Origin of the sequence: uncultured Tenacibaculum sp. (genome assembly GCF_947498805.1) — a bacterium.
GTDB lineage: Bacteria > Bacteroidota > Bacteroidia > Flavobacteriales > Flavobacteriaceae > Polaribacter.
Map to the genome: position 1 here is coordinate 13,819 of NZ_CANMLT010000013.1, position 15,135 is coordinate 28,953.

Annotated in this window: 1 protein-coding gene; it reads left to right on the forward strand. The window is 39.4% G+C overall.

Going from position 1 to position 15,135, the window contains the following annotated elements; all coding sequences use genetic code 11:
• Positions 1 to 363: 363 nt before the first annotated feature.
• A complete protein-coding gene (locus tag Q0873_RS18085; RefSeq protein WP_299110196.1) occupies positions 364 to 15,084 on the forward strand; it encodes a gliding motility-associated C-terminal domain-containing protein in 14,721 nt (4,906 codons plus the stop codon).
• Positions 15,085 to 15,135: the final 51 nt, after the last annotated feature.

The following is a 15,135-nucleotide window of genomic DNA, read 5'->3' on the forward strand; positions in this document are numbered from 1 at the left end:
GTTTTTGCATCCCTCTTTTTTTGTTAACATTTTTTTATATATTTGTCCCAATCTAAAGTATACTACCCGTTGGATTCATTTCAATAATCTTTAGATAGCTTTTATTCAAAAAGCGTTGTTGTTTTAATACGAGTCTTATTTAGAACTGGTAGTTAAAACAATGTATTTTACAATATTAGTTATTAAAATATGTACTCTCTGCTTATGAATTCATACGTTTCATAAGCCTTCTTTTAATTTTCTATTATTTGATATTTATTACTTCGATTATAACAAATGGAAGTAATGTTTTTATGTGTATCCTAAATTTTGATTAAGGATACGAGATAGAATTAAAACAGCAATATTTCAAAATAATAAAAAATGAAAATGTACTTCCTATTTAAGATTCTAAAGAGGTTTCCTGTTTTTTTTGTAAAAGCAATTTTACACAGAAACATAGTATTACTATTAATAATTTCTTTATTCTCTATTGATGGAGTTTCGCAATGTGCTGATCTTTCACCTACAGGAGATTGTGATGGAGATTTAATAATTAATAGCTTAGATAATGATGATGATAATGACGGTATTTTAGATGTAAATGAGTATAGCGAAACGAATGTTATATCAAATTCAGAACTTATCATAACTAGTGCATTATCGGTTACCGATTGGTCTGTAAACTTTACTAATGGAGGAGGTTCAACGGGAGGGTTTTATACGGGTAGTGGAGAAAGTATTTGGCTGTTTTCAGATAATACTATAGTAACAGTTTCACAAAATATTACGAATGTAAACCCTTATGGAGATTCACCTATTATTCAATTGCCAGATTTTAGATTATCAGATGGTAATCCTGTAGCCGGTTCCGATTTTTCTACACTCGAAATACGATATGCAGGAGTAACCTATATGACTGTTTCTACACAAGAGGGAGTGAGTAGTTTTACAAGACCTATTACTTATCTTAATGGAGCAATAGGAACATTAAACAGTGCTACTATGGGGGTGAGTTCCATAAATAGTACAGATATCCAATTACCTTCTGGAGTGCCTAATTCTGGGGTTCTTGAGATTGTAATGAACAACTCTAATAAGGATGCATCTCCCATAGATGCAATTGATGATCTTTATGTAGGTAGTATTAATGTTTTTACACGTGGAGATACAGATGGTGATGGCATTCCAAATTATTTAGATTTAGATTCTGATGGAGATAACTGTCCAGATGCATTGGAAGGAAATTCAAGTTTAAACTTTTCAGATTTGGATTCCAATGGAGCAATTGATACTACTATATATCCTGTTGGGTCAATTTCAGATACTCATCCTGGAGTACCTAACAATTCACCAGCTTCAGGTATAGGAACTTCTCAAAATGCATCACAACAAGCTATCGAATGTGATCCATGTAATAATACAAGTTCATTGTTTACAGATCGTGACACCGATGGAATAGGAGATTTCTGTGATTTAGATGATGATAATGATGGTATTCTAGATACTCAGGAAGGGTGTAATATACCATTCGCGGTATCATTTCCTTCAATTTTGGGTTTACATGGATTTACATCTGGTCCCATATCAGTAACTACATCTACAGGATTAAATAGCCCATTTACGGTAAGTCAAACAGGATATGTTTATGAACCTTCAACAAACTGGACATTAGTTTCAGGTGTTTCTGATTTACCAATAACACAATTTTTGCATACCAGTTTTACGGGGTTTCCTAATAATTTAGATTTTACGTTTAATTCTTCTGATGCTAAAGTATATGTAACAGAAGTTTATTTACATATTAGTAGTATAGATCAAATAAGGTATGTAATGAATACCGTAAGTAACCCTAATATTACTTATGAAATAGTTTCAAAGAATAGTTTAAGTGAAAATTTAGGGAATGGTGGAAATTTAAATTTCGGAGATACCGATCCTACTACTAGAGATAGTTCTACGGCTGATTCACAGTTAGATGGTGATGGTGCAGGCTCAGCAGATGGTACGATTCGTTTTTATAGAACGGATGGAATGCCGTTAACCAATTTAAATTTAGTATTAGAGGTAGATTCTGATCAGATTGCTTCCGAATTGCATGGTATAGGAATGGAGGTAATCACAACAAGAGATACTGATGGAGATGGAACCCCAGATTGTTTGGATACAGACAGTGATGGTGATACGTGTAATGATGTATTGGAATCTGGAGGGAACGATCCAAATAATGATGGGGTTTTAGGAGAATTGCCTACCATTGTAGATGGAAACGGAATAGTTACAGGAACTGGTATTAGTGGAGGATATGATGGTTTGACACGAAGTGAAAATATTGCTGTAAGTATAGATGTAGATACGCCACCAAGTAATATTTCTGCGGGGTCAAGTACAACTTTAGTGAATTTTACCGTTGCAGCTTCTGCCGATCAGGCAACATCATATTCAGGAGGTGTACCCGTTTACGGAATACCTAATAATGGAACAGCAGGGTTAGTTTATCAATGGTATGATGGAGATCCTGATTCAGGAGGAATAGCATTAACGAATATATCTCCATACAGTAACGTAACAACGGCGAGTTTAGGAGTTAATCCAAATCTTAGTTTGAATGGAAAAACATATTTTGTTGTAATAAGTCATCCAAACAATAGTTGCGCAACAGAAAAAAGAAGTGCTTCATTATGTGTTATAGATGATACATTGGTAGTGGGTGATGATATAATTTGTGAAGGAAGTAGTGCAACAATCACAGTAAGTAATAGCGTTCTAGGTATCAACTACCAGTTAAGAAATGATGATGACGATAGTAATATTGGAGGAGTGGTAGCAGGAACTGGAGGAACAATAAATTTTTCAGTTAGTCCAACAAGCACAACAACATATAACATATTAGCAAATAATGGTACTTGTACGGTAGAATTGGTTGATAAATCAACAGTAACTGTTGATAGCAACCCTGGAATAGCATCAAATACCACAACCAATAGTGCCATTTGTGAGAGTGATACAAAGACACTAGTAGGAAGCCCAGTAGGAGGAACCTGGAGTATTATTACAGGAGGAGGAAGTATATCAGGAAATACTTATACACCTGCAGATGTAACGGGTGATACTAATGTGTCAATACGTTACACTATTGGAGCTAGCGGGAGTTGCCCTGCAACTACGTCAGATGTAAATTTTATAGTGAATGTGAATCCAGGGCCTGCAGTCAATACTACAAATAATAGTGCTATTTGTGAGAGTGATACAAAGACCTTAATAGGAAGTCCAGCAGGCGGAACTTGGAGTATTATCTCTGGAGGTGGAAGTATCTCTGGAAATATTTATACACCTGCAGATGTAACAGGAGATACCAATGTGTTAATACGTTATACCGTGGCTGGTTATGCTACTTGCCCGACAACTACAGCAGATGTATCTTTTGTAGTGAATGTGAATCCCGGGCCTGCAGTTAATAGTACCAATAACAGTGCAATTTGTGAGAGTGATACGAAAACCTTAACAGGAAGTCCAGCAGGCGGAACTTGGAGTATTATCTCTGGCGGAGGAAGTATCTCTGGAAATATTTATACTCCTGCGGATATAATGAGTGATACTCCAGTAACGATACGTTATACGATTACTGGTTATGCTACTTGTCCTACGACTTCGGCAGATATAACCTTTACAGTAAATGCAGATCCAGGAGTTGCGGTTAATACTACAGATAATAGTGAGATTTGTGAAAATGAAACCAAGACTTTAGTAGGAAGTCCAGCTGGTGGAACTTGGAGTATTATCTCGGGAGGTGGAAGTATCTCTGGAAATACATATACCCCAGCAAATGTGTTAAACGATACTTTTGTAACAGTACGCTATACCATTACAGCCAATGGTAGTTGTGCGGCCACGACAGCTGATGTTAGCTTTACAGTAAATGCTGATCCGGGAGTAGCCGTCAATTCAACTGATAATAGTGCGATTTGTGAGAGCGCTACCAAGACTTTAATAGGAAGTCCTGCAGGTGGAACTTGGAGTATTATCTCGGGAGGCGGAAGTATTTCAGGGAATGCCTATACTCCAGCAGATGTAACAAGTGATACCAATGTATTAATACGTTATACCATTACGGCCAATGGTAGTTGTGCAGCCACTACAGCCGATGTAGGTTTTATAGTGAATGTAAACCCAGGGCCTGCAGTTAATAGTACCAATAACAGTGCTATTTGTGAGAGTGATACGAAAACCTTAATAGGAAGTCCAGTAGGAGGAACTTGGAGTATTATCTCTGGAGGAGGAAGCATAACAGGAAATACCTATACACCAGCAGATGTATCAGTTGATACGAATGTATTGATACGTTACACAGTTGCTGGTTATGCTACTTGTCCCTTAACTACATCAGATGTAAGCTTTGTAGTCAATGTGAACCCTGGACCTGCAGTAAATACTACTGATAATGGAGCAATTTGTGAAAATGGGACAAAAACTTTAGAAGGAAGTCCGGCAGGTGGAACCTGGAGTATAGTATCTGGAGGTGGAAGTATTTCAGGAACTACCTATACACCAGCAGATGTAGCAAGTGATACCCCTGTAACAGTACGTTACTCAGTTGTTGGTTATGCAAGTTGCCCTGCTACTACAGCTGATGTCACTTTTACGGTGAATTTAGATCCAGGAGTTGCAGTTAATACTACAGATAATAGTGCGATTTGTGAAAACACTACGAAAACTTTGGAAGGAAGCCCGATTGGCGGAAATTGGAGTATTATTTCTGGAGGTGGGAGTATTTCAGGAAGTACCTACACACCGGCAGATATAGTAAGTGATACTTCTGTAACGGTACGATATACTATTGCAGGTAATGGTAGTTGTACAGCTACTACAGCAGATGTAAGTTTTACGGTAAATGCTGATCCAGGAGTAGCCGTCAATTCAACTGATAACAGTGCTATTTGTGAAAGTGCTACAAAGACTTTAATAGGAAGTCCTACAGGAGGAACTTGGAGCATAGTATCCGGAGGTGGAAGTATTTCAGGAAATACCTATACACCGGCAGATGTAGCAGTTGATACCAATGTGTTGATACGTTATACTGTAGCAGCCAATGGTAGTTGCGTAGCTACTACGGCAGATGTAGGATTTGTAGTGAATGTAAATCCTGGACCTGCAGTTAATTCTACCGATAACAGTGCCATTTGTGAGAACAGTACAAAAACTTTAGAAGGAAGTCCAGCAGGGGGTAGCTGGAGTATAGTATCTGGAGGCGGAAGTATTACGGGAAATACCTATACTCCAACAGATATAACAAGCGATACCCCCGTAACAGTGCGATATACTATTGCTGGTTATGCAACCTGTCCTGCTACTACAGCAGATGTAAGTTTTACTGTCAATGCCGATTTAGGAACAGCAGTGAATACTACGGATAATGGTGCTATCTGTGAGAATGATACCAAGACCTTAGTAGGAAGTCCAGCAGGAGGATCCTGGAGTGTTGTATCTGGAGGAGGAAGTATTTTTGGAAGTACCTATACTCCGGCAGATGTAGTAAGTGATACCTCTGTAACGGTACGATATACCATTGCAGCTAATGGTAGTTGTGCATCTACTGCAGCAGATATAAGCTTTACGGTAAATGCTGATCCGGGAGTAGCAGTTAATACTACGGATAATAGTGCGATTTGTGAAAATGCTACAAAGACTTTAATAGGAAGTCCTGCTGGTGGAACCTGGACTATTGTATCAGGAGGAGGAAGTATTTCAGGAAGTACTTATATTCCAGCGGATGTATCAGTTGATACGAATGTATTGATACGCTATACTGTAGCAACTAATGGTAGTTGTCCGGCCACTACAGCAGATGTAGGATTTGTAGTTAATGTAAATCCAGGACCATCATTGAATACTACTAATAATAGTGCAATTTGTGAGAGCGATACAAAGACTTTAGAAGGAAGCCCAGCAGGAGGAACATGGAGTATTGTTTCTGGAGGAGGAAGCATAACAGGAAATACCTATACACCGGCAGATGTATCGGTTGATACCAATGTATTGATACGTTATACAGTTGCTGGTTATGCAACTTGTCCAGCTACTGTAGCAGATGTAAGTTTTGTAGTTAATGTGAACCCAGGACCAGCAGTAAATACTACTGATAATGGAGCAATTTGTGAAAGTAGTACGAAAATACTTTTAGGAAGTCCTGCAGGAGGTATTTGGAGTATTGTATCGGGAGGAGGAAGTATTTCAGGAAATACCTATTCACCAGTAAATGTATCAGCCGATACCAATGTATTAATACGTTACACAGTTGCGGGTTATGCCACCTGTTCTGCTACTGCAGCCGATGTAAGTTTTACAGTGAATGCGTTACCAGATATTCCAAGTGTGAATAGTATTATACAACCTACTTGTGATGTCATAAATGGAACCATAAATTTAAATGGATTACCAACAGGAAATTGGACTTTATTTCAGACAGGAACGAGTTCGGCAACCTATAATGGAAATACAACAACATTTAGTATCAATACATTATCAACAGGATCATATAATTTCACTGTAAGAGATAGTAATAATTGTACAGCTTCTTCTGCTTTGACAGTTGTTTTAGGGAAGGTTATTTGTGCCAATAATGATGATTATAGTGGTACAGCGATTACAGGAGGCGATAGTACTTCGGATGTAACTGACAATGATACTTTAGATGGAACACTAGTAGTAATTGGAACCAACCCAGGCGAGATTACTGTCAACCCAAGTCCGACTGGAGTAACCAATCCAACAGGATTAACACTAGATCCAAATACAGGAGTTATCACCGTAGCTACTGGAACTCCATCAGGAACCTATACCTATACTTATGAGATTTGTGAGAATGGAGCCAGTCCAGCGAATTGTGATACAGCAACAGTAACAATATTAGTAGCTAACCCAATCGTTGCGAACAATGATGATTATAGTGGAACAGCGATTACCGGAGGTGATACTACTTCTGATGTAACTGACAATGATACCTTAGATGGAGTAGCAGTAGTTATTGGAACGAATCCAGGCGAGGTGACAGTCAATCCAAGTCCAACAGGAATAACAAACCCAACTGGATTAACGCTAGATCCAAATATAGGAATCATCACTGTAGCCACAGGAACCCCATCAGGAGCTTATACCTATACTTATGAGATTTGTGAGAATGGAGCCAGTCCAGCGAATTGTGATACAGCAACAGCAACAATCTTAGTTGAAAATCCAATCGTAGCAAACAATGATGATTATAGTGGAACGGCGATTACCGGAGGCGATAGCACTTCCGATGTAACCGATAATGATACTTTAGATGGAGTAGCTGTAGTTATCGGAACGAATCTAGGTGAGGTAACTGTAAATCCAAATCCAAATCCAACAGGAGTAACCAACCCAACGGGATTAACACTAGATCCAAATACAGGAATCATCACCGTAGCGACAGGCACTCCATCAGGAACCTATACTTATACTTATGAGATATGTGAGAATGGAGCTAGTCCAGCGAATTGTGATACAGCAACAGCAACAATCTTAGTTGAAAATCCAATCGTTGCCAACAATGATGATTATAGTGGAACAGCGATTACCGGAGGTGATAGTACTTCCGATGTAACGGACAATGATACCTTAGATGGAGTAGCAGTTGTTATCGGAACGAATCCAGGAGAGGTAACTGTAAATCCAAATCCAACAGGAGTTACCAACCCAACAGGACTAACGCTAGATCCAAATACTGGAATTATCACCGTAGCCATAGGCACTCCATCAGGAACCTATACCTATACTTATGAGATTTGTGAGAATGGAGCTAGTCCAGCAAATTGTGATACTGCAACAGTAACAATATTAGTATCGAATCCAATCGTAGCGAACAATGATGATTATAGTGGAACGGCTATTACTGGAGGCGATAGTACTTCTGATGTAACAGATAATGATACTTTGGATGGAGTAGCAGTTGTTATAGGAACGAATCCAGGCGAGATTACTGTAAATCCAAATCCGACTGGAGTGATCAATCCAACGGGACTGACTTTAGATCCAAATACAGGAATTATCACAGTAGCTACTAGAACCCCATCAGGAACCTATACCTATACTTATGAGATTTGTGAGAATGGAGCCAATCCAGCGAATTGTGATACTGCAACAGTAACAATATTAGTATCGAATCCAATCGTAGCGAACAATGATGATTATAGTGGAACAGCTATTACAGGAGGTGATAGCACTTCAGATGTAACCGATAATGATACCTTAGATGGAGTGGCGGTTGTTATTGGAACCAATCCAGGAGAAGTTACTGTCAATCCAAATCCAACTGGAGTAACCAACCCAGTAGGACTGAGTTTAGACCCAGCGACAGGAGTAATTACTATTGCTGTGGGTACTTTATCTGGAATTTACACTTACACTTATGAGATTTGTGAGAATGGAGCTAGTCCATCGAATTGCGATACTGCAACAGCAACAATCTTAGTTGAAAATCCAATTGTAGCGAACAATGATGATTATAGCGGAACAGCAATTACAGGAGGCGATAGCACAGCAGATGTAACCGATAATGATACTTTAGATGGAGTAGCAGTTGTTATTGGAACGAATCCAGGAGAGATTACTGTAAATCCAAATCCAACAGGAGTAACCAACCCAACTGAACTAACACTAGATCCAAATACAGGAATTATCACCGTAGCCAACGGAACACCATCAGGCACTTATACCTATAGGTATGAGGTTTGTGAGAATGGAGCTAGTCCAGCCAATTGTGATACTGCTACGGTAACGATATTAGTAGCTAACCCAATCGTTGCAAATAATGATGATTATAGCGGAACGGCTATTACTGGAGGTGATAGTACTTCCGATGTAACCGACAATGATACTTTAGATGGAGTAGCAGTAGTTATCGGAACGAATCCAGGAGAAATTACCGTTAATCCAAATCCAACAGGAATAACCAATCCAACAGGATTAACACTAGATCCAAACACAGGAATCATCACCGTAGCTACTGGAACCCCATCAGGAACTTATAGCTATACTTATGAGATCTGTGAGAATGGAGCGAATCCAGCAAATTGTGATACAGCAACAGTAACAATATTAGTATCGAATCCAATCGTAGCGAACAATGATGATTATAGTGGAACAGCGATTACCGGAGGTGATAGTACTTCCGATGTAACTGATAATGATACCTTGGATGGAGTAGCAGTTGTTATTGGAACGAACCCAGGAGAAGTTACTGTAAATCCAAATCCAACTGGAGTAATCAACCCAACGGGATTAACACTAGATCCAAACACTGGAGTAATCAACGTAGCCACAGGAATTCCATCAGGAACCTATACCTATACGTATGAGATTTGTGAGAATGGAGCCAATCCAACAAATTGTGACACAGCAACAGTAACAATATTAGTAGCTAACCCAATCGTTGCGAACAATGATGATTATAGTGGAACAGCGATTACCGGAGGTGATAGTACTTCTGATGTAACTGACAATGATACCTTAGATGGAGTAGCAGTAGTTATTGGAACGAATCCAGGAGAGGTAACCGTAAATCCAAATCCAACAGGAGTAACCAACCCAACGGGACTTACTTTAGATCCAAACACAGGAATTATCACAGTAGCTACAGGAACTCCATCAGGAACCTATACCTATACGTATGAGATCTGTGAAAATGGAGCCAATCCAGCAAATTGTGATACAGCTACAGCAACAGTTTTAGTTGAAAATCCAATTGTAGCAAACAATGATGATTATAGTGGAACGGCAATTACAGCAGGCGATAGTACTTCAGATGTAACTGACAATGATACTCTAGATGGAGTGGCAGTAGTTATAGGAACCAACCCAGGAGAAGTTACTGTTAATGCAAACCCTACCGGAGTAACCAATCCAACGGGATTAACACTAGATCCAAATACAGGAATTATCACCGTAGCTACTGGAACACCATCAGGAACCTATACTTATACTTATGAGATTTGTGAGAATGGAGCTAGTCCAGCAAATTGTGATACAGCCACGGCAACAGTTTTAGTTGAAAACCCAATCGTAGCGAACAATGATGATTATAGTGGAACAGCGATTACTGGAGGTGATAGTACTTCAGATGTAACCGACAATGATACCTTAGATGGAGTAGCAGTTGTTATAGGAACTAATTCAGGAGAAGTTACCATAAATCCAAATCCAACCGGAGTAACCAATCCAACGGGATTAACACTAGATCCAAATACTGGAATTATCACCGTAGCCACTGGAACCCCATCAGGAACTTATAGCTATACTTATGAGATTTGTGAGAATGGAGCTAGCCCAGTAAATTGCGATACTGCAACAGCAACAATCTTAGTTGAAAATCCAATAGTTGCTAATAATGATGATTATAGTGGAACAGCGATTACAGGAGGAGATAGTACCTCTGATGTAACCGATAATGATACTTTGGATGGAGTAGCAGTAGTCATAGGAACCAATCCAGGTGAGGTGACAGTCAATCCAAATCCAACTGGAGTTACCAATCCAACAGGATTAACACTAGATCCAAATACAGGAATCATCACGGTAGCGACAGGTACTCCATCAGGAACCTATACCTATACCTATGAGATTTGTGAGAATGGAGCCAATCCAGCAAATTGTGATACTGCTATAGCAACGATTCTAGTAAACAATCCAATTGTAGCAAACAATGATGATTACAGTGGTACAGCGATTACCGGAGGCGATAGTACCTCTGATGTAACCGATAATGATACTCTAGATGGAGTGGCAGTAGTAATTGGAACGAATCCAGGTGAGGTGACAGTCAATCCAAATCCAACAGGAGTAACCAACCCGGCAGGACTGAGTTTAGATCCAACAACAGGAGTAATTACTATTGCTGTGGGTACTTTATCTGGAATTTACACTTACACTTATGAGATTTGTGAGAATGGAGCTAGTCCAGCGAATTGTGATACGGCCACGGCAACAATTTTAGTTGAAAATCCAATCGTAGCCAATAATGATGATTATAGCGGAACAGCGATTACAGGAGGCGATAGCACTTCAGATGTAACGGACAATGATACCTTAGATGGAACACCAGTAGTTATTGGAACCAATCCAGGAGAGGTAACGATAAATCCAAATCCAACCGGAGTAACCAATCCAACGGGATTAACACTAGATCCAAACACAGGAATTATCACAGTAGCGACAGGTACTCCGTCAGGAACCTATACCTATACTTATGAGATTTGTGAGAATGGAGCCAATCCAGCAAATTGTGATACTGCTATAGCAACGATTCTAGTAAACAATCCAATTGTAGCAAACAATGATGATTACAGTGGTACAGCGATTACCGGAGGCGATAGTACCTCTGATGTAACCGATAATGATACTCTAGATGGAGTAGCAGTAGTAATCGGAACGAATCCAGGTGAGGTGACAGTCAATCCAAACCCGACCGGAGTAACCAATCCAACGGGATTAACACTAGATCCAAATACAGGAATTATCACCATAGCTACAGGCACTCCATCAGGAACTTATACCTATACCTATGAGATATGTGAGAATGGAGCTAGTCCAGTAAATTGTGATACAGCCACGGCAATAATTTTAGTTGAAAATCCAATCGTAGCGAACAATGATGATTATAGTGGAACAGCCATTACAGGAGGTGATAGTACTTCCGATGTAACCGATAATGATACATTGGATGGAGTAGCAGTAGTTATTGGAACCAATCCAGGTGAGGTGACAGTTAATCCAAATCCGACCGGAGTAACCAATCCAACGGGATTAACGCTAGATCCAAATACTGGAATTATCACCGTAGCTACCGGAACCCCATCAGGAACTTATACCTATACTTATGAGATTTGTGAGAATGGAGCTAGCCCAGCAAATTGCGATACAGCCACGGCAACAATTTTAGTTGAAAATCCAATCGTAGCCAATAATGATGATTATAGCGGAACAGCGATTACAGGAGGCGATAGCACTTCAGATGTAACGGACAATGATACCTTAGATGGAACACCAGTAGTTATTGGAACCAATTCAGGAGAAGTTACCATAAATCCAAATCCAACCGGAATAACCAATCCAACGGGATTAACACTAGATCCGAATACTGGAATTATCACAGTAGCTACAGGAACCCCATCAGGAACTTATACCTATACTTATGGGATCTGTGAGAATGGAGCTAGTCCAGCAAATTGCGATACCTCAACTGTAACAATATTAGTAGAGAATCCAATAGTAGCAAACAATGATGATTACAGTGGTACAGCGATTACCGGAGGCGATAGTACCTCTGATGTAACGGACAATGATACCTTAGATGGAACTCCGGTAGTAATAGGAACCAACTCAGGAGAAGTTACTGTAAATCCAAATCCAACAGGAGTTACCAATCCAACGGGACTTACGTTAGATCCAAACACAGGAATTATCACGGTAGCAACAGGAACTCCATCAGGAACCTATAGCTATACTTATGAGATCTGTGAGAATGGAGCTAGTCCAACGAATTGTGATACTGCTACGGTAACGATATTAGTATCGAATCCAATTGTAGCAAACAATGATGATTATAGTGGAACGGCGATTACAGGAGGCGATAGTACTTTGGATGTAACAGATAATGATACTCTAGATGGAGTAGCTGTAGTTATCGGAACTAATCCAGGTGAAGTTACTGTAAATCCAAATCCAACCGGAGTAACCAATCCAACAGGATTAACATTAGATCCAAATACTGGAATTATCACGGTAGCGACAGGAACTCCATCAGGAACCTATAGCTATACCTATGAGATTTGTGAGAATGGAGCCAATCCAGCTAATTGTGATACTGCTATAGCAACGATTCTAGTAGAGAATCCAATAGTAGCAAACAATGATGATTACAGTGGAACAGCGATTACAGGAGGTGATAGTACCTCTGATGTAACCGATAATGATACTCTAGATGGAGTGGCAGTAGTAATTGGAACGAATCCAGGAGAAGTTACCGTAAATCCAAATCCGACGGGGGTAACCAATCCAACAGGATTAACGCTAGACCCGAATACTGGAATCATCACCGTAGCTGTTGGTACTTTATCAGGAACGTATACCTATACATATGAGATTTGTGAGAATGGAGCCAATCCAGCAAATTGTGATACAGCAACGGTAACAATCTTAGTGTCAAATTCAATTGTAGCAAATAATGATGATTATAGCAGCACGGCGATTACAGGAGGTGATAGCACTTCAGATGTAACCGACAATGATACTTTAGATGGAGCTCCAGTAGTGATTGGAACCAGTCCAGGGGAAATTACCGTAAATCCAAATCCAACTGGAGTAACTAACCCAACAGGATTTACTTTAGATCCAAATACTGGAATCATCACCGTAGCCGTAGGAACCCCATCAGGAACTTATACCTATACGTATGAGATCTGTGAGAATGGAGCTAGTCCAGCGAATTGTGATACGGCAACAGTAACTGTGGTTGTAGCTAACCCAATCGTAGCAAATAATGATGATTATAGTGGAACAGCAATTACAGGAGGCGATAGTACTTCAGATGTAACGGACAATGATACCTTAGATGGAACTCCGGTAGTAATAGGAACCAACTCAGGAGAAGTTACCATAAATCCAAATCCAACAGGAGTTACCAATCCAACGGGACTTACGTTAGATCCAAACACAGGAATTATCACGGTAGCTGTAGGAACTCCATCAGGAACCTATACCTATACTTATGAGATATGTGAGAATGGAGCTAGTCCGGCAAATTGTGATACTGCAACAGTAACTGTGGTTGTAGCTAACCCAATTGTTGCAAATAATGATGATTATAGTGGTACAGCAATTACAGGAGGTGATAGTACTTCGGATGTAACCGATAATGATACATTGGATGGAACTCCAGTAGTGATTGGAACCAACCCAGGAGAGATAACAGTCAATCCAAATCCAACCGGAGTAACCAACCCAACGGGACTGAGTTTAGATCCAGCAACAGGAGTAATTACTATTGCTGTGGGTACTTTATCTGGAATTTACACTTACACTTATGAGATTTGTGAGAACGGAGCTAGTCCAGCAAATTGTGATACAGCAACGGCAACAGTTTTTGTAGGAAACCCATTAATAGCTAATAATGATGATTATAGTGGAACAGTGATTACCGGAGGTGATAGTACTTCAGAAGTAACGGACAATGATACCTTGGATGGAGTAGCTGTAGTTATCGGAACCAACCCAGGAGAAATTACTGTTAATCCAAATCCAACAGGAATAACCAATCCAACTGGATTAACGCTAGATCCGAATACAGGAATCATCACCGTATCGACAGGGACTCCTTCAGGAACTTATACCTATACTTATGAGATTTGTGAGAACGGAGCTAGTCCAGCGAATTGTGATACAGCAACAGTAACTGTGGTTGTAGCTAACCCAATAGTAGCGAACAATGATGATTATAGTGGTACAGCAATTACAGGAGGTGATAGTACTTCGGATGTAACCGACAATGATACTTTAGATGGAACTCCAGTAGTTATAGGAACCAACCCAGGAGAAGTTACTGTTAATCCAAATCCAACTGGAGTAACCAATCCAAAAGGACTGACTTTAGATCCAAACACAGGAATTATCACGGTAGCTGTAGGAACTCCATCAGGAACGTATACCTATACTTATGAGATTTGTGAGAACGGAGCTAGTCCAGCGAATTGTGATACTGCAATAGCGACAATTCTGGTAGAGGGTAATCCATGTGGTACACCATATAATATTTTAACTCCAGATGATGATGGAGATAATGATGTCTTCTATATTTCATGTATAGATAGCCCACAATACCAAAAGAATTCAGTTGAAATATTTAATAGATGGGGTAATACAGTTTATAAAGCGTCAGGCTATAACAATGAAGATGTTGCTTTTAGAGGTATTTCCAATGGTAGAGCAAATATAAATGTTGATGAAAAATTGCCTTCAGGAACATATTATTATGTCATTGACCTAGGAGATGGGTCTAAACCAAGAATAGGATGGTTATACATTAACAGATAAAAAAATAATATGAAATTAAGATATATCTATACAGTAATTGCATTGATGTTT

Excerpts from the sequence above, each read along its gene's own strand:
- Q0873_RS18085 (WP_299110196.1), top strand. The coding sequence starts at position 364 with ATGAAAATGTACTTCCTATTTAAGATTCTAAAGAGGTTTCCTGTTTTT.